Genomic DNA, 21123 nt, shown 5'->3' on the forward strand with positions numbered 1-21123 from the left:
AAGAGACAATGAGCGAAACTAGCCCCAGACGAATTGTAATTGGGGATGTGCATGGACACTATGAAGGTTTGATGACTTTGTTGGAGGCGATCGCTCCTACGTCAGACGATCAAATCTATTTTTTGGGAGATTTAATCGATCGCGGGCCTCATAGCTCACAAGTAGTTAATTTTGTCAAACGACATAACTACCCATGTTTGCTGGGAAATCATGAGCAGATGTTATTAAACATTCTGACTAATGAAAGAACTTCCTCCCCGGCGATGCAAGCGTGGTTGTACAGTGGGGGGCAAGCTACCGTAGCCAGTTACCATGAGGCTTCAATCCCTGACGATCATCTAGATTGGTTCAAGAGTTTGCCTACATATCTCGACTTGGGGGATATTTGGTTAACTCATGCTGGTGTTGATCCTTGCAGATCGGTGACAGAACAAACTGCCGATCAACTGTGCTGGATACGAGAGGAATTTCACAGCATCGAAAAACCCTACTTTCCAGATAAGCTTATTATCGTCGGTCACACCATTACTTTTACTCTGCCTGGTGTTTCTCCTGGTAAACTGGCACAAGGACAGGGATGGCTAGACATAGATACTGGCGCTTATCATCCCCGGAGTGGCTGGTTGAGCGCACTAGATGTCACAAATAACCTAGTTTATCAAGTTAACATTTTTAAAAATTATATCCGTACCCTCCCCTTAGAAGAGGCTGTAATTACCGTTAATCCAGCCAAAATCAAAGTCGATCGCCGCAATAAAAATTAAACAATATTCGTAATGAGAGAGATGAGAAAGTACGGAGGAAATAACCAATTCCCAATGCCCAATGCCCAATGCCCAATGCCCAATTCCCTCAAGACCTTACTAATGGTCGAATATTAGCTTTATAACTAGCATTCTCCAACCCATAATTTCCATTACTAGGTTGGGAGTTGATTGCACGTCTGAGTCCCTCAATGCGATCGCTAGTTCCGGGGTGAGTACTCAAAAATGTCGGAGTAGAACCACCCTTTTTCAGTAGCTTTTGCATAAAAGAAACCATTGCAGACTGGGCGTAACCAGTGCGTGTCAAAGTTCGTAGTCCTCTTTGATCGGCTTCAAATTCATTGTTACGACTGCGGGGCAAGTCTCGCGCTAACTGGACACCAAGTTGCACTGCTGTACTTCTATCTAAGCCTGCTGCTGTTAATAGCCCACTTTCAAGCGCTTTCTGTTGCATCTGTTTGGCTACGTGTTTCCCACCAATGTGACCAATTTCATGAGCGAGTACACTTGCTAGTTCCGCTTCATTGTCTGCGGTTTTCAATAAACCCGTGTGGACATAGACATAGCCGCCCAAGGTAGCAAAAGCATTAATGCTGTCATCCTCAACTACCTGAAAGGTATAAGGAAGATTGGGGCGATCGCTATTGACTGCTAAACGCCTACCAACTTGTTCGACATAGCGATTAACTTCGGGATTGCGGTAAAGTCGGACTTGACTGCCAACTAATTGCTGATTAATTTGCTTACCAAGATCAACTTCTTGGTTAGAAGACATATTAGAAAGCTGAAATGCCTGAACTCCTTGGAGTAGAAGGGGCAAGAAATCTAAAGCCCTTCCTGGCACTGGTGTACTCAGGCACAGACTTAGGGCAACTACCACTGAAATTAAAGGATAAAACCAGCTACGTCGCCACACTCGGTAATTTGCAACAAAAATTTTCCAATTGAACATAATAAGCTCTGAATATTATTTTGGGAGGACATAAAATGATGGGACAAATTATGAGACGGATTTAAAGTATTCTAAGTTGCATTCTTAACTGAAAAGAAAATGAGTTGTGATACAGCTAATGCTTACGCAAATCTACTGAATTACACGGGGCTAGAAATTCTATCTAGAGATAGGCTTAAACACTAGATATTACTTTCTGGGTGCGTCAATCTTAACGGGCAAGAGTTTGAGGGTTAGCTGCCACCCCTGCGAACTTACAAAACTCGTGATAAACTGTCGCATAACTGCAACTCCTAGCAGCTTTGAGTTATTACCAAATAGGAAAAATTGCCGTTTTCATCAAAAGTCTTCTTGCTACAATCAATTACTTCGCTATTACCTCGGAAAATTTTTTATGGCTATTTTAGATTCAAAAGGTCGCTTATTCGGCAAAATCAATCTTTTAGATTTAGGTGCTGCACTGGTAATTCTGCTAGTGATATTTGGCATTTTTATCTTTCCTGGCACTTCTGGTTCTGTTGCCCAAGTCGGTGCGAAAACAATACCTATAGAAGTAGACTTAGTAGTTCGTGGTTTGAATGTCCGCGATCCTGAGCAATTATTTAACCAAGGGTTAAAAAAAGGTGGAAAGACTAATGTGATTATCCGCAATCAACCTTATGGACAGATTGAGATTAAATCCATTCAACAGCTACCTAGAACAATCAATGTTTCCCAACCTGATGGCACTGTTAAAGAATTGCCAGATCCTAAAACCAACAATTTTAGTACAGATTTGCTTTTAACTCTAGATGGTAAAGCCCAGGTTACTGAAAATGGCCCCGTTCTAGGTAACAGTAAAATTAAAATTGGAATGCCATTTGAGTTGGAAGGTTTTAACTACAACTTCAATGCAACTGTTATTGATATTAGATTAAAAGACAAATAGCATTCACATTTCAGGTTTCAAAAATAGGCTGATAAACCGAATTATTTATCAAATAAAATCCTTCGGTTTATCAGATTTATTAATGGAAGTTATAACTAATTAGCAGGTTTCGGTTGAAACATTAAATACGTCCCTCCTAAGCCTTCTACAATTGTGCGTGTATTGGCAATCATCATTTTCTGATAATTGTCTGCCTCGCTTCCTGGTTCACCAAGCCCCTCAATGTATAACTTCCTATGAGAAATTTTCACTTCAGCAACTCTTGCTACAGATTGAAATGAATTCTCGTTAATTGTGGCTTCAGAGAAAATTGTTGAGACTTTAGCCTGTTTAATATTTGTAACCAAATTTTTAACTTGTGTAGCTGTCAAGTTTTGGGTACTATTAATACCTTGTAATCCGCCGGCTAATTGAATACCGTATGCTTTGGCGTAATAACTCAGTGCATCAGAAGTTGTAACTAACTTGCGTTCTGTGGTAGGAATACTCGAAATTCTTGACTTAATCCAGCCATCTAGTTGAGTTAGTTCATTTGTAACTTTTTTGGCGTTGCTGTTATAATTTGCTGCATTACTAGATTCTAATTTTCTCAGATTACTATTAATTACCTCCACCATTCTGATAGCATTCTTGGTATTGTGCCAAAGATAAGGATTAATTATATTCCTGCCATCTTTCTCAAATTTTTGTGGCTTAGATACCGCAAGTTGCCCGACAGCTATTTTCGGTGCAGCGTTTTTAGTTGCTTTAATTAATTTGATTAGATTTGGTTCTAAATTATAGCCACTATAGAGAATGAGATTAGCTTTCTCAATGGCTCTACGATCTTCCGGCTTTGGTTTATAAACGCGAGGATTGGCACTAGGATCAATTAAGCAAATGAGGTTAATTGTATTCCCCGCAACTTGTTTGGTTAAGTCACATAATACACTTGTCGTTGCTACAACTTTAGGAAGATTCTCATTTACCTGGGTGGTAGTTTCAGTAAATGTAGTTCTTGCAGCTTGATTTCCACACCCAACAAATCCAATCGTCAAAGCAACAAAAATGACTCGGAATAAATTAGTTGATGGTAATTTTTTTGACATCCTCACCTCCTACTGGATATATAGAAAAAATAATCATTATTAGTAACAGATTAAAAAATAGCAGGGGGAAGCCTGCAATAACGAAGATGGGCAAAGTTATCAGCTAGGAAAATTGTATAAGGGAAGAGGAATTGATGGACTCTCTCTTTCTCCACTTTCCTTTTTTCCAGCACACACCCAGCAAGTTTTGCTGATTTCAGCATTGGTGAGATTTTGCAGGCAAAATTTTAGTGAACTTCAGGCGACAAACTGGAAAACTGGTAGAGGCAGTAGCACAATAATAAAGGTAATGTTGGGGAGCCTGCGATCGCAAGTGTAGTGTAGTTCTCTCACCCGATGTTGAAGGGCTATGCCATTGTGCTTAGATTCTGATTAAGATTATCAGCTTAAGGAGTGAAACGTAGTAACGCTGGGGCTTTTTGAGCATACGGGTTGATTTCGCAAACCGAGTCGTGAATCTAAGGCAATTGTAGCTGTGGTTTTGCGAGGTGTGGGCATATAGTTGTGACAAAATTGGCAATTGGCGATTTTTTAGTTCATGCCCAAAAAATCTAAAATCTAAAATCTAAAATCTAAAATTCGTAGTCAAGTATATAGAACAATTCCTCAAAGCTGATATTGGTGAAAATAAACAATGGTAATTTTAGTTATCCTCGTCAATAGTCTCATTTCGCTGATGCTATTTTATGTGGCTTGGCGAGTGTGGCAACTTAAGCAGCAGCTAGCATACATAGCAGATAGGTTAACCATCTATGAAACTTGTACTCATGCAGCATTGAATAAAGCACCTGAAAATATTTATCTCAGCCAGGAGAATATTTATAACTTACGGCAGAAAAATCAAGCGCTACAAATACAAATTCAACAAGTGCGGCAAATTATCAGTCTACTTTTGCAAGGACAGAAAATCTGGAGGCGTTATTTTCTGAGGCTAGAGTTAATATCCGGGAAAAAAATTGTTGCAAAATGAGTCATGTCAAGTTCACATGAACATTTATAATTAGGGCTGACACGAGGGCACAAAGATATGGCGGGGAAGGGATACAGGAAATTTTGAGTTATAAATAATTAATAGTTCTAATGTTGAATGAATAAAAGCAACATTTTTGGCTGATCTTTTGTCAGGATAGATTAACTGAATAAAATTCAGTCTTGCAAGGAGAGAAAACCCACCTAAAATAATAAGTGTAAGGAGAGAAACAACAATATGTCTAATAAGCGTTCTGGAGCATTTTTTGGCGGTTTGATGCTGGGAGCTACTATCGGTGCTTTAACGGGTTTGCTCGTGGCTCCACGTACAGGGCGCGAAACACGTAAAATTTTGAAGAAATCAGCCAATGCTATCCCAGAATTGGCTGAAGATTTATCAACGAGTGTGCAAATCCAAGCAGATCGTCTCTCTGCTAGCGCACTAAGGAACTGGGATGAGACTTTAGATCGATTACGGGAAGCGATCGCAGCAGGTGTAGATGCCACTCAAAAGGAAAGCCAAATCCTAAAGCGGCAAACATCACCTGAAGACTCTGATTATCTTCCCCAACAATTAGAACGCTTATAAATGACATTATCGTGATTGATCCCCTGTTTTGGTTGGGACTCTCCTTACTTTTAGTCGCCACAAGCTTGACTGCGGTTTTAGTGGCGGCAATACCTGCTTTGCAAGAGTTAGCACGCGCGGCTCGTAGTGCAGAAAAGCTATTTGATACCCTCTCACGGGAGTTACCGCCCACTCTAGAAGCTATCCGCGTCACTGGTTTGGAAATAACTGATTTAACTGATGATGTCAGTGAAGGTGTAAAAAGTGCCAGTCAAGTAGCTAAACAAGTCGATCAAAGTCTCGATAGTGCGCGAAAACAGGCTCAAAATCTGCAAGTAAGTACACGTAGTATCTTTGTTGGTGCGAAAGTTGCTTGGAGAAACTTCACACGCCCAAAACCTTCGAGACGAAATAGCGATCGCCTCCCAAGTAACGAACAACCACCACTAACGTTGCGAGAACGAGAAATGCCCAGGCAAGAAAATCGCCGCATAAAAACAGAAATATACCGCGCTAATGACGGTTATAACGATGCCCCTAGCTGGGAAAGCAATTTCGATGACGAAGATTGATCAAAAAAATGGCACGGGGCATTAATAAAAAGATTATTCCTCAAATCTAATTATGAAATTACTTTCTACTCTCTTGTTAATTATCAGAACGAGAACACAGCTTTTGCACCATATATTTTAATTGGAGATGGATGTATTTTAACTGGAGCGTCCCGAAGCAGGACGATATGTAAGTTGCTCTTGATCGCTAGAAGTTTCTATCGGATTGTTTAAAAGTATAGATTCAAGCGGGAGCATCTCACTTTTGTAAAAAGCCTTGTAAAACCTCACCCCAACCCTCTCCTTATTAAGGAGAGGGAGCAAGAATCTTTTTTCTCATCTGGTATATTTTAAAACTGAGATGCTCCCGATTCAAGCTTACCTGGTTTCAACTCCTTTTTTGTATAGTTAACCTTAATAGAACGTATCAAATCGAGTGCTTCTGTTAGTAACTCCGGCGGTAAAGTTTCTATTTCTTGGATTAATAATTCTTTGTTAGTCATCTCTCATCTCTAATTATTCTGCTCTTATTGTATGCGGAACTCCACTATGGTTTAGTCGAATTTGAGTATTTTTACTGATTGACAAAAATAATCTTATGTGAATTAGCAAAAATTCTCCTCCCAATGCCCTATTCCTAAAAACGTTTTGCTTTGATCCCTTAGATTAGAGTAAAGTAAACAAGTGTAAAGAACTATCATTTTTCCCGTAGTCTTTTAAAACAACTTGTTCACTTCTACCGTTGATATTTGTATAAAAACGTCCATGCAATCTTGTTTTTGGCGAAGAATTCTCGTATCTATTGCAGTATTTTTCCTGGCTGGGTCAATTTGGGTCATGCATTCTCCCCCAGCCCTAGCTTATGACAATCCTGAGTTACTCCCTAACACCTTTACTCCAGTTGTAGACTTAGCTAAATCTCTGCCTGTGCTGCAAGAAGAAAAGCTTGTCAAAGATTTAGAACAGTTTGAAGCCGATACAGGCTGGAAACTGCGAGTATTAACTCAGTATGACCGCACCCCAGGTCGGGCAGTTATCAAATATTGGGGTTTGGATGACAAAAGTATTTTACTAGTCGCCGATTCTCGTGGTGGTAACATCCTTAGTTTTAGCGTCGGCGATGCTGTTTATGAACTTTTACCCAGGACATTCTGGATAGAACTGCAAACCCGCTTCGGTAATTTATACTTTGTCCGCGAACAAGGCGAAGACCAAGCCATTCTGCAAGCTTTAGAATCCGTTAAAGGCTGTTTGCTAAAAGGTGGTTGCAATGTTGTCCCCGGATTGCCACGAGAGCAGTGGATTCTCACCTTGATTAGCTCGGTGATTGGTGGGATAATTTGTGGATTTGCAGCCCAACCCCGCGAGAAAGGACAAGTTTTTGCTTGGCAATGGGCTTTAATTTTCTCACCTTTGTGGGGAATCTTATTTCTCGCCTTTGGTATTGGGCCAGTGGTGACGCGCACAAGTGACTGGCTACCTCTAGTTCGCAATATATCTGGCTTTATTATTGGTGTCTTGGTTGCTTATCTATCTCCTATTTTCAGTCGGCCTTCTTCTAGTAGTGAATTATGAGTGCTAAATTATGAGTTTTTAATTAACTCCTCCTGTAGAGACGCGATTAATCGCGTCTCTACTCCTAACTCCCTGAAGCTGATAAGCTGAAAGCTAATATTTAAGAAGCTCAACAAAATGGAATGGCACGTAACTGATGCTCAGAGTTTAGCAATTATTGATCATGAAATTGAAAATCATGTTTTTTCACCCGCAGAATATGAGATTGTGCGTCGGGTAATATACTCTACAGCTGACTTTGAGTATAAGTCTTTGATTCGTTTCTCTGAGCGTGCCTTGCAAGCAGGAGCAGCAGCACTAGCTGCACGTACTACTATTGTGGTAGATGTGCCGATGGTACAAGTAGGTATTGCATCTGAGATTCAAAATACCTTTGCTAACCCGGTGTATTGCAGCATGGAAGCTTTGACACGCCCTCAAAAAGAAAAAACTCGGGCAGCATGGGGAATCGAAACCTTAGCAAAGCGTTATCCAGAGGGTATTTTTGTAGTGGGTCAAGCGCTAACAGCCCTAACAGCACTGGTAGAGTTAATTGAGGCTGAGGAAATTAGACCTGCTTTGATAATTGCGACTCCAGTGGGATTTGTCAATGTTGATGAAGCGAAGGGGCGTTTACAAGACTCCCTAGTGCCCCATATTACAATTGAGAGTCGCAAAGGTAATGCAGTTGTTGCAGCTGCGATCGTTGAAGGATTGGTAGATTTGGCTTGGCAAGCCTATGGACAAGATACAAATCGGGGCAATTAGGAAGACAAATTCTATCACAACCTTTATGCAAAATAATATTTAAAATTACTGAATATCCTGATATTTTTGTTAAGTACTGCTAATAAAGGAGCCTTTTCTTGTGGCAATTCAAGGTTTCAGATTAAGCGCATATCTTGCAATTCCGGTGGTATTGGGTCTTTTATTTGAGGGAAACAAGATAAAAGTATCTTCAGTTGAAAACGTTCGTCAAGTATCGACTAATAAGGAAATTATCCAACCAAACCGCGAGCTAATCAGCGCTAAGACGGCTCCGAAAACATACTATGTTAGCGGTAATGGAGACGATAAAAATAGCGGAGTCTCTACTTCATCCGCTTTTAGAACCATTCAAAAGGCAGCAGATATAACTAACCCTGGCGATACAGTCTTGATTATGAATGGAGCATACACAAATTCAGCCCAAGCTGGAAGTGCAGTAGATATTAAACGTTCTGGAACTCCACAAGGATGGATTAGGTATAAAGCATATCCTGGTCATTTCCCAAAAATTAAACACAATACATGGAGCGGTATTGCGATTTCACATAGAGCTTCATATATCGAAATCAACGGGTTGGAGGTCATAGGAAACAATGACAACATCACCCTTGATTATGCATTAAGTCAGAAGACTAACAGAACAAATAAGTTTACAAACGGAAACTGCATAACCGTTGATGGACGAATAAATGGTCATGTTCATCATATTCGTATTCTCAACAACAAAGTACACAAATGCGGAGGAGCAGGGATCTCAGTTATGGAGGCCGATTATGTAACGGTGGATAATAACACTGTGTTCGATAATGCCTGGTATGGTATTTATGGTGCTAGTGGTATTTCAATGTTGCACAATTGGAATTCAGACAACAATCGGGGATACAAGATGTTCGTGACCAACAACAAGAGTTACAACAATCGTATGTATGTCCCTTGGATCGACCAGGGCAAGATCACAGATGGTAATGGCATTATTATTGATAGTTTAAGAGATGAGCGGCAAAACTCTAAATTGGGTGTATATACAGGACGCACTTTAGTTCAAAATAATCTTACATTTAATAATGGTGGTTCAGGCATTCATGCATTTTTAAGCGAGCATGTTGATATTGTGAATAATACTGCTGTTTTAAATAATCAGAGTCCAGAAATTGAAGGAGGACAAATATTTGCCCATACGTCATCTGATGTCAGAATTTTAAATAATATTATCTATGCTTTTCCTGGCAAGGATGTTAATAATAATACTCAAAACAAGAACGTTCTTTATGATTATAATATATACATCAACAGTTCAAAGATAAGTGTTAAAGGCCCTCACGATATTGTTGCAGACTCTCAATTTTTCAAAAAATATCCCACTCTAAAGAAAATATCTGACAATTGGAAATCGCAGCTAGATAAACAAAATCCGCCTCCACGGACTTATGTAGAGCCTAAGTCCGCAGGTTTTGTTTGTGGTGAAGTGACTTATCGTTTAAACGGGAAGCTCATCAAAGTGGGATGCTCTCGTTAAGAAGAAGGTGGGAGACATAGACCAGGAGAGATTTATTAAACAGAATTCAGGAGTCAGGAGTGAGAAAACAGGTATGAATTCTGTACGAGTGGCGGATGAATAAACGGGTTTAAAACCCCCACCCTTCGGGAATTAAAAATGTAAAATTAAAAACTGGAAATTAATTTTTAATTATCAATTTTTAATTGAAGCGAAGCGACGGTGGTGGGTCTCTCTTACATCTTACAAAGTTGCTCCTCTTGGGGAGACCCCAAGACCGCACTTTGCGCTGAATCCCTCACTGATTTATTCTGACTACTGAATTCTTCTTCATCATGAATCTAAATACCCAAACACTTTTTCTTTAATCGTCTACTCTGCGCCGCCTCTGACGCGGTTTTTGTTGCTGATCTTCGCGCAAGCGACGACCGACTTCGTTAAAGAAATCGCGCCGCAGATAAGGGTAATCGCTAATCCACAGATCACGACCGGGAATGTATATATCGCTGAATTGTTCAATACTGCTCAAATCTGAGCGATTTGATAGCACTACCATTTCGGCAATTTGACCGCGAGAAATCACTTTGTGGGCAGGACGTAATGGTGCTACGAACTCAATAGTAAATCCTGTTTCATCACCCACTTCTAAGTTAATTTGTTTTTCTCGGTTTTCTATAATCACCAATTCGCCTTTGCTGTTAACTGTTTCGGTTTTACCCATTAACTGGTCTGTAATCCACCAATCTAGTACTCGACCACGGAAAAAGCCGCCATACTTGTAACGGCGGCATTGCAAATTCCGCATACTTGCTTGAAACACTGGATACCACAACCAAAAAAAAGCGCTAACTACCCCCACCACAAATACTATTGAAGCAAACTCAAGCTTAAAAACGACTGTGACAAGTAATATAGCAACTACGGCAACTACAGAAATTAACAGGCGTTGCAAAAAATTTGAAAACTTCCCCCAATAGTACTTGTACTGCAAACCAGTAGCAATTAGAGGGATAACTTGTTCAAATTTCTGGCGAGTCAGTGGTACTAACATGAGTGCTGAGTAATGAATGCTGAATAGTGTGTGTCAACTACCCACACTGATTTGGAGTAGCAAATACAGTGGGGGATTTACGGCGAAATAGTTAGACTTTAAAGTATCTTTTCTAATCCATATACTAACGACTTTAGCGCTAAGATTTTGCGAATGGCTAGTAGGACTCCTGGCATATAGCAAGCGCGATCGCTCGTATCATGTCGTAAAGTATAAATCTGTCCGGCTGCGCCAAAAATAACTTCCTGATGGGCAATCAATCCTGGCAAGCGGACGCTATGGATTCTAATCCCTTCATCTGCTATACTACCCCTTGCTCCTGCTAATTTTTCTGTTTCTTCTACAAGAGCAGGGTTAAAAGTTTTACCCAATTCTCCTAGTAACTGCGCCGTTTGAATGGCAGTACCACTGGGAGCATCAGCTTTTTGGTTGTGATGCAGTTCGATAATCTCTACGTGGTCAAAATATTTTGAGGCTGCGATCGCAGCTTGTTGCAATAGCACCATGCCAATGGAAAAATTAGGAATAATTAGACAACCTGTGCTAGCTTTGTCGGCAAAGTCTGCCAAATTTTGAATTTGTTCTGGACTTAACCCAGTAGTGCCAACTACTGGACGAATACCGTAAGCGATCGCACTACGAATATTGTCATAAACTGAATCTGGATGAGTAAAGTCTACAATCACCCCTGGAGGAGAGTGTCTGTCGCCAGCTACATATCCTAACATGGGTTCCAATTGATTGGTAATCGGCACTTCCAGAGGTTCGCTTAAACCCGCTAATTCTCCAGCGTCTTTATCTTGATGTTCCAAACTGTGGTCAATTGCACCCACTAGGTTTAAGTCAGGCGCTTGTGCCACCGCCTTAATCACCTCACGGCCCATTTTACCAGCAGCACCGTTGACAATAACCGGGATAGGAGCTTGATTTGTCATAGGTCGAGAAATACTTTTTGAGCCAACAAAGGAATTGTAAAGACTTTAGCGATCTAGTAGCTAGTACAACAAGGCAAAAGTAAAAAGGTGAGCCATTGCAGTGGACGGATTCATCGTATGGGCTTAATGAATACAATAGCGATCGCGCCCCTTTGGTTTAGCGAGGAGTAGTGAAAATTCTTCTCCTCCGTAACGCGCTACTAAATCAGCAGGACGATGAACCATCTGTTGCATTGTTTGCGCGATCGTAATTAGCGCTCTTTTATTACTTTGAAAAAATAAAATATTTGTAGGTTGGGTTTCACGTTGTTCAACCCAACTAAAGCAGGGATTATTGGCGTTGGGTTTCGTTCCTCAACCCAACCTACTCATAGATTTATAGAAACTAGATTTGCATCTTCTACTTTTTCTTTAGCAATTACTAACTCTGCTGTTCTCTTCTGTACCCGTTTTTCCAAAGTTTCCAAAGATGTTTTTAACTGAAGTACCATGTTGTTAAACGATTTAGCTAGTTGACCTATTTCGTCTTTTGAGCTAGTTTCGGCACGGATATCTAAGTTACCTGTGGTAAACTCGAAAACTATATTTGTAAGGTAAATTATCGTCCCTGTTGGTGGGAGAATAATAACTACAAACTATCTAAGCCTGGTGTTGTCTCCAGCCCAAAGGAATCTGTATAAATGTGGAAACGAATTGTATTAATTTTGCTACTAGTGTTGAGTTTCAGCCTGAGTAATTCTGATGTAGCGATCGCATCTGGACTCAAAAGCTTTATAGACTCTAGTGATGGCTATCAGTTTTTATATCCTAACGGCTGGCTGCAAGTTAAAGTTGCTAACGGCCCAGATGTGGTTTTCCACGATTTGATTGAGGTGTCTGAAAATGTTTCTGTTGTGATTAGCCCAGTTCCAGAAGGCAAAACTTTGTCAGAATTGGGAACGCCAACAGAAATAGGATATAAGTTAGGAAAAGCTGCTCTTGCGCCTCCAGATTCTGGTCGTTCGGCTGAATTAGTTAATGCCGCAGAGCGAGAAGTAGACGGTAAAATATACTACCTTTTAGAGTATGAGGTTAAACTCCCCAATAAACAGAAACGGCACAACATCGCCAGCGTTGCTGTAAGCCGTGGTAAACTTTTTACCCTCAACGCCTCAATTCCTGAAAAACGCTGGTCAAGAGTTAAAGGAATGATTGATGAGGTTGTAAATTCTTTTTCTGTCTATTAATTGGGAATTGGGAATTGGGAGTGGGGAATGGGGAATTGGGATAGACAAGAAATTTAATCACCAATACCCTATATCTCATACCCTATGTCCTATGACTAATTAACAAGTTTTTCTGAAATATCATGAAAATTCCATCTTTTGTACTTGCTTCAGCTTCCCCAGCCCGTCGGCGCTTGCTACAAACTGTTGGTATTGAACCGATAGTTCGAGCTAGTGACTTTGATGAGTCGCAAATCCAATTAAGTGAACCAGCAGAATTAGTCAAAACTCTTGCCCAATACAAGGCGGAAACTGTAGCCCCGCAGTTTGAATCGGCTTTGATTATGGGTTGCGATTCAGTTTTGTCTATGAATGGTGAAATTTATGGCAAACCAGCAGACATTTCGGAAGCGATCGCTCGTTGGCAGATAATGCGAGGTAGCTTTGGTGACTTGTACACAGGTCACGCCTTAATTGACATTGACCAAAACCGCACAATAGTCAAGTCTCAAGTTACAAGAGTTTACTTTGCTCAAATGAGCGATCGCGCCATCGAAGCATACATTGCCACAGGTGAACCCCTAAAGTGTGCTGGAGCCTTTGCAATTGAAGGTTTTGGTAGTTTCTTTGTCGAAAAAATCGAAGGCTGTCACACCAATGTAATCGGACTCAGTTTACCCCTGTTACGGCAGATGCTTGCGGAACTGGGATACGATGCCACAGATTTCTGGCAATAGTCTTATTAGCTTTTTTTATTTGCCCAATGCCCAATGCCCAATGCCCAATTCCCAATTCCCACTTTGCTTAATATTGCAACCTACAACGGTAAGACGCAACAGGTTGTAGACTGGGCATTAGATCGCATTCCCAACTAGCTTATGTCATTTACTTCTATGCCCTCGCTGCGTGAGCAACAACATCCCCTAATTCGTCAGCTAGCTGATTGTATTGAGGCAGCTTGGCATCAGCACCTGGATCTATCGCCCTACCATTTGCCTGATGAGTTGGGGTATGTGGAAGGTAGACTAGAAGGCGAAAAACTGACAATTGAAAACCGTTGCTATCAAACGCCCCAGTTTCGGAAAATGCATTTGGAACTGGCGAAAATTGGAAATATGCTGGATATTTTGCACTGCGTCATGTTTCCCCGTCCAGAATACAACCTGCCGATGTTTGGTTGCGATTTAGTTGGGGGTAGAGGTCAGATTAGTGCAGCGATCGCAGACCTTTCTCCTATCCAAGTAGAGCGCACCTTACCAGAATCTTATACTACAGCACTGACACAGCTAAAAGTGCTTAACTTTTCCCAACCCCGTGAATTACCAGAATGGGGAAATATTTTCTCGGATTTCTGCATTTTTGTCCGCCCCAGTTCCCCAGAAGAAGAAGCAATATTTCTGTCGCGGGTGCGAGAATTTTTAGACATTCATTGTACCCAAGCGATCGCTTCACATCCTGTTTCAGTTGAACAAGTTACACAAAACCTCGCCGGACAACACAACTACTGTACCAAACAGCAGCAAAACGATAAAACCCGTCGGGTACTAGAAAAAGCCTTTGGCCCAGTTTGGGCAGAAAATTATATGACCACAGTTTTATTCGATCTCCCAACTTAATCATCTCCCCATCTCAGCCATCTGTAGGTTCTGTTACGTTTTCGCGTAACGGATAAATGTAGAATTCATTCAACGAGAGTTTAATGGAGTCCCAAAATAACAATAGGGAGAATAGTTAAGTCGCTTCTCTACGAGACGCTACGCGAACGTTTTAATTCGTAATTCGTAATTAATACCCCATAACTAAAGTTAGGGGTTGTATCCTGAATTAATTAAGTAGGAATTACGTTAGTGAGTCCACGTACTCGTTCTCTACGAATTACGAATTATTTTGGTGCAACCAACTAAATACAGCTAACTCATTAACTAGAAAGCTAAGGAAACTTTGATGTTAGGAATGCTCAAATTGACAGAGATTTTTTAGTTAGTTAATCATTTATTCACATAAGGAAGACTAACTTTTGTAGCAAGATTGTATCCAAAAAAGGCAACAGTCTATTTTTGATGTTTCTTTTGAATTTTGTAACTAAGTGTAGGCTTAGTGGATGTAGCAGTACAGTATCGCATCATACCATTTTGGGATTTTGTGTAGAGACGAGATATATTGCCTCTCTATATCTAGATTCATACTGTTTGTGAATTCTGCCAATTTTCGTTGCACTCATGTCTCAATAATACTCAGAGTTATTGAATAGCCAGCTTACTATAGCGCTTATCGGTTTCAATACAGACCTAACCCCCAGTCCCCTTACGCCAGGTGCTTGAAGTCGGCAGAGCCGCCCAACGCACTGGCTCCCCTACAAGGGAATGGAAGTGAGATCAATGTATTGCATACAAACGAGGAGCGCTATAAAAAACACCATTTTGCAAAACCATAGTGTTGAGCGTGCAATGAATTTTAAGCCATACCCAGCTTTAAACTACTGTTGTTTGTCCTAAGCAGCTAGCTGTTGATTAAAAACCCTTTTATTTTTACTTCCATCAGCACAATTCAGGTAAATGGGCAACATACTATGTCAAGGGTGACTGAAAAGCCAAAGCCAACAGAGCAGGCACTTAATCAAGAACAACCTAAGATTTGGTGGGGTATCGCTATAGCCGTGCCAGTAGTAATCGCTGCGGGGATACTAGGTACGGCAAAAATCGAGCAACTGAGAAAACTAACTACATCTGCCCCCGTAATGCCATCTAGCAATAGCATTAGTGCTGTAGGGCGTTTGGAACCACGAGGCGAAGTTCTTAAGTTGTCTGCCCCATCATCAGGATTATCGCCATCATCACGCATTCAGCAACTTTTGGTGAAAGAGGGAGAACAGGTAAAACAAGGGCAAATTCTGGCAATTTTGGATAACCGCGATACCCAAATAGCTGGACTAGAAGAAGCAAAAGCCAAAGTCCAAGAATCCCGTGCCAATTTAGCGCAAGTTAGGGCTGGATCTCCAAGAGATATTCAAGCCCAAAGAGCAGTTGTTGCTCGTCTACAAGCGCAGTATCTTGGCGAAAGGGATGGCCAACAAGCAACGATCGCGCGGATTGCAGCCCAGTTAAGTGGAGATAAACTCGTCCAACAAGCAACAGTAAATCGCCTGGAAGCTGAACTCAGTGGGCAAAGAGAAACTCTGAGAGCAACGCTTACACGGATTAAAGCCCAACAGCGTAATGCTCAAGTTGATGCTGGACGCTATGATTTTTTATACAAAGAAGGTGCGATTTCTCAGCAAGAGCGGGATACTAGACGCTTAAGTGCAGTAACTGCTAATCAGCAGGTGGCTGAAAGCCAAGCTAGCCTAAAGCAGACATTAGCAACTGTACGACAGCAAATTGCTGAGGCTAGAGCTAACCAAATACAAAATTTAGCAACTTTGCAACAGCAGCTAATCGAAGCCAAAGTTAACCGTGACAAGACTTTAGCAACTTTGCAAAGACAAATTGATGAAGAAAAGGCCAAACTGAGCAGACTTATGGACGTGAGTCCTACCAATGTGCAAGTAGCGCAAGCTCAAGTTAGTAATGCGATCGCAAATGTCAGAAAAGCCGAAGCACAACTTAAGTTAAGCTACGTTCAAGCACCAATCGCTGGAGAGATTTTAAAGGTTTACACCAAATCAGGCGAAGCCATAGGTGCAAATGGTATTGCTGAAATTGGTCAAACCAGCCAAATGTATGTAATTGCCGAAGTCGCCGAAGACAGCATTGGTAAAGTGCGGATTGGTCAAAATGCTACTATCAGCAGCGACAATGGAGCCTTTAGCGGCGAACTAAAGGGAACTGTCACTGAAATTGGCAGAAAAATTGGTAAAAAAGATGTACTAAATACAGATCCAGCAGCAGATGTAGATGCCAGAGTTGTAGAAGTCAAAATTGCTCTACCTCGAGAAGATAGCCAAAAAGTATCTGGTTTAACTTACGCTAAAGTTTTGGTCGAAATTAATAACTAACCAAGTTATCGGTGAACAGTATTACCAATTTGTAATTTGATATTTTGGATGGAACATATTTTTAATTACGAATTCAAATTACGAATTACGTAAAGCCTGCGGCATAGCTCCGCTTAGAGCGTAGCGGGGCGTACCCCATTACGAATTATTCCCCCTGTGCTTGGATGCCTATAAAATGAGTCGAAAAATACCTTTATCCTGGCTACAACTAACAAGAGAAAAAACTCGCCTAGCTGTGGCTTTGGCAGGAATTTCTTTTGCTGACATTCTAATGTTTATGCAACTCGGCTTCCGAGATGCTTTGTATTATAGTAACGTTAGATTTCATAACAGCTTACAGGGCGATATTGTTTTGATCAATAGTCAATCTAGCGCTGTTCTGGCAATGAGAAGCTTTTCTCAAAGACGTTTATATAAAGCTTTAGATTTACCCGCAGTCCAATCAGTACATCCTATATATTTAGATTTTACAATCTGGAAAAATCCTGTAACAGGTCGTCCTCGTAGTATCCTGATATATGGAATGAATCCAGAAACTAACATAGTTAACTTGCCTGGTGTCGAGGAAAATTTAGATAAACTTAAACTGCCCGATGTAGTTTTATTTGACCGTTCTTCTAGAGTAGAATATGGGCCTATTGCTGCTAATTTTAGCCAAGGAAAGACTGTAACAGCAGAAGTACGAAGACGGCAAATTAAAGTAGGAGGATTATTTACATTAGGTGCATCATTTGGTGCAGATGGAAATTTAATTACGAGTGATATTAACTTTTTGCGGATATTTAGTAATCGTCAACCAGGATTAATTGATATTGGGCTGATTAAACTAAAGCCGGGAGCAGATGCTCAACTAGTTACCGAAGAATTACGAAAGTACTTACCTAAAGAAATTAATGTTTTAACCAAGCAAGAATTTATTGATTTTGAACGTAATTATTGGGCAAATAGTACAGCTATCGGGTTTATTTTTACATTAGGGACTGTCATGGGTTTCATTGTAGGAACCGTGATTGTTTATCAAATTCTTTATACAGAAGTTGCAGATCACTTAGCTGAATACGCTACTCTCAAGGCAATAGGTTATACACAAAATTATTTATTGATGGTTATTCTTCAAGAGGCTTTACTATTAGCAGTATTAGGATATTTTCCGGGAATTATTTTTTCATTATTTATGTATAGCAGCGCCAGAGATGCAACTCTATTACCAGTTTTTATGAGTTTTGATCGTGCCGTAATGGTGTTAATTTTAACTATACTTATGTGCATTATTTCCGGTGCGATCGCAGTCCGAAAACTACGTTCCGCCGATCCAGCAGATATCTTTTAATTAATTCAATCTTAATTAAAATTAACTGTTGATAAATAGAACTTATGATTGATGGTTAATAAAACCTAATTTTCGATTCAAGCTTCAGTTCAACTTCGGAAATCCTAACTTATAACTTACAAAAATATGATGGAAAAAGAACCTGTAATTGCCATTAAAAATCTCAATCACTACTATGGTAAAGGCTCACTGAGAAAACAGATATTATTTGACATCAACCTAGAAGTTTATTCGGGTGAAATTGTAATTATGACCGGGCCATCAGGTTCAGGTAAAACTACATTACTGAGTTTAATTGGTGGTTTGCGGTCTGTACAAGAAGGAAGTTTAAAATTTTTAGGTGAAGAACTCGTTGGTGTCAGTCAAAACAAACTAGTACAGATGCGACGCAACATTGGTTATATTTTCCAAGCTCACAATTTGCTAGGTTTCTTGACTGCAAAGCAAAATGTGCAGATGGCGGTAGAGTTGAATGATAATATCTCTCAAACAGAAGCAATAGCTAAATCAAAAGCTATGCTAGGGTCAGTTGGTCTAGAAGAACGAGTAGATTACTACCCAGACAATCTTTCTGGTGGACAAAAACAAAGAATTGCGATCGCGCGCGCCCTAGTGAATCACCCTCCATTGGTACTAGCAGACGAACCAACAGCCGCATTAGACAAACAATCAGGACGCGATGTTGTAGAAATAATGCAGAGTCTAGCCAAAAATCAGGGAACCACGATCTTATTAGTTACACACGACAACCGCATTCTAGACATAGCCGATCGCATCGTAGAAATGGAAGATGGTCTTTTAACTCGTAACTCTTCAAATAATATCATTCAGTCATAACTCCCCAATCAGAAATCACAACTCACTAGCCCTTTCAAGGTGGGTAAAATTTTTAGACAATAATTCCTCTTTTCTCTTCTTTTCTCTGTGTTCTCTGCGCCTCTGTAGTTCAATAAAATACTTTTAAACCGCAGAATACACGGGTAGGGGCACAACATGTTGTGCCCCTACGATAATCTGTACCTCACCAAGTTGCAATCTGCTGTGAGGGACTTCCAAATAAAAAAATATCCCAAATTTTCTTGTGGGATGGGCATCTTGCCCGTCTCACAAATGGATAATTTATTTCTTGGAAAGCCCTAAGAGTCGCATCTGCCCTTTTTGCGTTACAAAATATTAAGCAAGGGAAATTTATCCCTCAAGTCCAGTAGCAAGGCTGCGAGTCTCAATTAGAATCAGTCAGCCCTGCTACATTCAAATACGGTAATTAAATGCAGCAATTAAACACCAAATTGACTCTCAGCATATTTTGGCGGCAATGTTTGGCATTCCTACTAGGAATTATTATCTGGTGCGTGGCTAATCCTGCACTGGCAGTAAGCTGGACTCATCCCCTGTCATTTAGCAATGCAGAGTTGTCAAGACGTGATTTTTCTGGTGAAAGTTTGCAAGCTGCGGAGTTTTCTAACGCCAACATGGAACTGACTAACTTTTCAAATGCTGATTTGCGGGGAGCAGTTATGAGTGCTTCTGTGATGACAAAAGCAAATCTCCACGGAGCAGATTTAACTAATGCAATGGTCGATCAGGTAAACTTGACTAAGGCAGATTTGAGTGATGCAGTTTTCAAAGAAGCTCTTTTGCTCCGCGCCATCTTTGATGATGTAAATATAGACGGTGCAGATTTTACAGATGCAATTTTGGATCGAGCGCAAATCAAAGAACTGTGTCAAAAAGCCAGTGGTGTGAATTCCAAAACAGGCGTGCAAACTCGTGATTCTTTAGGATGTCAATGAAACGTGTTGGTGTAATTGGTGGCGGACAACTTGCGTGGATGATGGCGAATGCAGCACAGAAGTTAGGAGTAGAGTTAGTAGTACAAACTCCAAGCGTTCACGATCCGGCTGTGTCAATCGCTCAGGAAACTGTTTTCGCCCCAGTTGATGATGCAAATGCTACGGGAATATTAGCTCAAAAATGTGATGTTATTACCTTTGAAAACGAATTTGTTAATCTGCAAGCTTTATCTATTTTAGCACAGCAAGGTGTTTGTTTTCGTCCCAGATTAGAAGCTTTAGCTCCTCTTTTAGATAAATATCATCAGCGTTGCTATTTACGCGATTTAGGCTTACCAGTTCCGCAATTTTTCGCCCTTGATGAGGTGGAAAATCTCCAATCAAAAATAGAATATCTAGGTTTTCCAGCAGTCTTAAAATCCCGCCGTCACGGTTATGACGGTCAAGGTACTTTCATAATTAAAGATTTTGCGACTTTAGAGCAAAAGCTAAGTTATGAAACTGAAACCAAACCTTTAAATAAATCACTTTTTTTGTTAGAAGAATTTGTCCCTTTTGAACGCGAACTAGCAATAATTGCAGCGCGTTCTGTGGAGGGAGAAATTGTCACTTACCCAGTGGTAGAAACTCAACAAGAACAACAAGTATGTCGGCGGGTGATTGCGCCTGTGGAGATTACGCCCAATCAAGTAGCAGAAATCCAAGCGATCGCACATACTCTATTAAATAGCCTAGAAGTAGTAGGAATTTTTGGAATTGAGCTATTTCTCAGGGCTGATGGCAAAATCCTGGTAAATGAAATTGCCCCTCGTACCCACAATTCTGGGCATTTTTCGATTGACGCTTGTGAAACTTCTCAGTTTGAACAGCACCTCAGAGCCGTTTGTGGTTTACCTTTAGGGAATCCGGCTTTGCACTGCGCTGGTGCTGTGATGGTTAACCTGCTGGGCTATGAAGATTCTCACAGCGACTACCAAAGCCAGCGTCAACAAATAGCAGAAATTCCCCAAGCGCATATTCACTGGTACGGGAAGACAGAATCACGTCCTGGGCGCAAGTTGGGACATGTTACCGTTTTGCTGGATAATCAAAATCGAGAATCGGCAAGTGCCATCGCCCACACCATAGAATCTATCTGGTATCCCAGGTAAATTGAGCAGAAACTTTCGGTGTTGAAC

General features: G+C 40.6%; 21 protein-coding genes and 1 pseudogene. 16 read left to right on the forward strand and 6 right to left on the reverse strand.

The annotated features are described in order from the left end of the window. The first annotated feature begins 8 nt into the window (after positions 1 to 8). A complete protein-coding gene (locus V7K98_RS16925) occupies positions 9 to 764 on the forward strand; it encodes a metallophosphoesterase family protein (RefSeq protein ID WP_335023774.1) in 756 nt (251 codons plus the stop codon). Positions 765 to 852: 88 nt separating this feature from the next. On the opposite strand, the gene V7K98_RS16930 is transcribed toward V7K98_RS16925, so the two are convergent. Then, on the reverse strand, positions 853 to 1716 hold the full coding sequence (locus tag V7K98_RS16930) for a M48 family metallopeptidase (RefSeq protein WP_335023776.1): 864 nt from the start codon (positions 1714 to 1716) through the stop codon (positions 853 to 855). Between the two features lie 394 nt (positions 1717 to 2110). On the opposite strand from V7K98_RS16930, the gene V7K98_RS16935 reads away from it, so the two are divergent. After that, positions 2111 to 2644, forward strand: coding sequence for a DUF4330 domain-containing protein (locus V7K98_RS16935; RefSeq protein WP_335023778.1), 534 nt, complete (start codon positions 2111 to 2113; stop codon positions 2642 to 2644). A gap of 95 nt (positions 2645 to 2739) precedes the next feature. Here V7K98_RS16935 and V7K98_RS16940 read toward each other — a convergent pair whose 3' ends face one another. Next, complete coding sequence (locus V7K98_RS16940; RefSeq protein ID WP_335023780.1) at positions 2740 to 3732, reverse strand: metal ABC transporter solute-binding protein, Zn/Mn family; 993 nt, start codon at positions 3730 to 3732, stop codon at positions 2740 to 2742. Positions 3733 to 4366: 634 nt separating this feature from the next. On the opposite strand from V7K98_RS16940, the gene V7K98_RS16945 reads away from it, so the two are divergent. The 3 genes from V7K98_RS16945 to V7K98_RS16955 all read left to right on the forward strand — a co-directional run bounded on the left by V7K98_RS16945 (position 4367) and on the right by V7K98_RS16955 (position 5841). Beyond that, entirely contained in the window at positions 4367 to 4702 is a 336-nt protein-coding gene (locus V7K98_RS16945) for a hypothetical protein (RefSeq protein ID WP_335023782.1), read from the forward strand. 237 nt (positions 4703 to 4939) lie between these two features. Next, positions 4940 to 5290 carry a YtxH domain-containing protein gene (locus tag V7K98_RS16950; protein ID WP_335023784.1) on the forward strand — a complete coding sequence of 117 codons (351 nt, stop codon included), beginning with the start codon at positions 4940 to 4942 and terminating at the stop codon, positions 5288 to 5290. Positions 5291 to 5301: 11 nt separating this feature from the next. Next, positions 5302 to 5841 carry a DUF948 domain-containing protein gene (locus tag V7K98_RS16955; RefSeq protein WP_335023786.1) on the forward strand — a complete coding sequence of 180 codons (540 nt, stop codon included), beginning with the start codon at positions 5302 to 5304 and terminating at the stop codon, positions 5839 to 5841. 329 nt (positions 5842 to 6170) lie between these two features. On the opposite strand, the gene V7K98_RS16960 is transcribed toward V7K98_RS16955, so the two are convergent. After that, positions 6171 to 6323: a hypothetical protein gene (locus V7K98_RS16960; RefSeq protein ID WP_335023788.1), complete on the reverse strand. Its 153-nt coding sequence runs from the start codon at positions 6321 to 6323 to the stop codon at positions 6171 to 6173. Between the two features lie 262 nt (positions 6324 to 6585). On the opposite strand from V7K98_RS16960, the gene V7K98_RS16965 reads away from it, so the two are divergent. The 3 genes from V7K98_RS16965 (at position 6586) to V7K98_RS16975 (ending at position 9658) form a co-directional block, all read left to right on the forward strand. After that, positions 6586 to 7395: a TPM domain-containing protein gene (locus V7K98_RS16965; RefSeq protein ID WP_335023790.1), complete on the forward strand. Its 810-nt coding sequence runs from the start codon at positions 6586 to 6588 to the stop codon at positions 7393 to 7395. Between the two features lie 117 nt (positions 7396 to 7512). Then, complete coding sequence (locus V7K98_RS16970) at positions 7513 to 8142, forward strand: precorrin-8X methylmutase (protein WP_335023792.1); 630 nt, start codon at positions 7513 to 7515, stop codon at positions 8140 to 8142. Between the two features lie 100 nt (positions 8143 to 8242). Then, positions 8243 to 9658 (forward strand): right-handed parallel beta-helix repeat-containing protein, encoded by a 1416-nt coding sequence (locus V7K98_RS16975; RefSeq protein WP_335023794.1) that lies wholly within the window; start codon positions 8243 to 8245, stop codon positions 9656 to 9658. A 343-nt stretch (positions 9659 to 10001) separates the two neighbouring features. Here V7K98_RS16975 and V7K98_RS16980 read toward each other — a convergent pair whose 3' ends face one another. From V7K98_RS16980 to V7K98_RS28925, 3 genes and pseudogenes are all read right to left on the reverse strand, one after another. After that, positions 10002 to 10688, reverse strand: coding sequence for a phosphate ABC transporter permease (locus V7K98_RS16980; RefSeq protein ID WP_335023796.1), 687 nt, complete (start codon positions 10686 to 10688; stop codon positions 10002 to 10004). A gap of 98 nt (positions 10689 to 10786) precedes the next feature. Then, on the reverse strand, positions 10787 to 11623 hold the full coding sequence (gene dapB, locus V7K98_RS16985) for a 4-hydroxy-tetrahydrodipicolinate reductase (RefSeq protein WP_335023798.1): 837 nt from the start codon (positions 11621 to 11623) through the stop codon (positions 10787 to 10789). 162 nt (positions 11624 to 11785) lie between these two features. Further along, positions 11786 to 12234, reverse strand: a pseudogene (locus V7K98_RS28925) (HAMP domain-containing protein); the annotation flags it as partial. Positions 12235 to 12303: 69 nt separating this feature from the next. Here V7K98_RS28925 and psbP point away from each other — a divergent pair. The 8 genes from psbP to V7K98_RS17035 all read left to right on the forward strand — a co-directional run bounded on the left by psbP (position 12304) and on the right by V7K98_RS17035 (position 21096). Continuing rightward, positions 12304 to 12849, forward strand: a complete 546-nt coding sequence (psbP, locus tag V7K98_RS17000; protein ID WP_335023800.1) for a photosystem II reaction center PsbP — start codon at positions 12304 to 12306, stop codon at positions 12847 to 12849. Positions 12850 to 12971: 122 nt separating this feature from the next. Further along, positions 12972 to 13565: a Maf family protein gene (locus tag V7K98_RS17005; protein ID WP_335023802.1), complete on the forward strand. Its 594-nt coding sequence runs from the start codon at positions 12972 to 12974 to the stop codon at positions 13563 to 13565. 141 nt (positions 13566 to 13706) lie between these two features. Further along, positions 13707 to 14444, forward strand: coding sequence for a phycocyanobilin:ferredoxin oxidoreductase (locus V7K98_RS17010; protein ID WP_335023804.1), 738 nt, complete (start codon positions 13707 to 13709; stop codon positions 14442 to 14444). 953 nt (positions 14445 to 15397) lie between these two features. Then, positions 15398 to 16822, forward strand: a complete 1425-nt coding sequence (locus V7K98_RS17015) for an HlyD family efflux transporter periplasmic adaptor subunit (RefSeq protein WP_335023806.1) — start codon at positions 15398 to 15400, stop codon at positions 16820 to 16822. A gap of 175 nt (positions 16823 to 16997) precedes the next feature. Further along, on the forward strand, positions 16998 to 18152 hold the full coding sequence (gene devC / locus V7K98_RS17020; RefSeq protein ID WP_335023807.1) for an ABC transporter permease DevC: 1155 nt from the start codon (positions 16998 to 17000) through the stop codon (positions 18150 to 18152). A gap of 126 nt (positions 18153 to 18278) precedes the next feature. Further along, positions 18279 to 18989, forward strand: coding sequence for a DevA family ABC transporter ATP-binding protein (locus V7K98_RS17025; protein ID WP_335023809.1), 711 nt, complete (start codon positions 18279 to 18281; stop codon positions 18987 to 18989). Positions 18990 to 19420: 431 nt separating this feature from the next. Then, entirely contained in the window at positions 19421 to 19945 is a 525-nt protein-coding gene (locus tag V7K98_RS17030; protein WP_335023811.1) for a pentapeptide repeat-containing protein, read from the forward strand. Next, positions 19942 to 21096, forward strand: a complete 1155-nt coding sequence (locus V7K98_RS17035; protein WP_335023853.1) for a 5-(carboxyamino)imidazole ribonucleotide synthase — start codon at positions 19942 to 19944, stop codon at positions 21094 to 21096. Before V7K98_RS17030 ends, V7K98_RS17035 begins: the two co-directional genes overlap by 4 nt. Positions 21097 to 21123: the final 27 nt, after the last annotated feature.

This window comes from Nostoc sp. (assembly GCF_036917435.1).
Lineage (GTDB): Bacteria > Cyanobacteriota > Cyanobacteriia > Cyanobacteriales > Nostocaceae > Nostoc.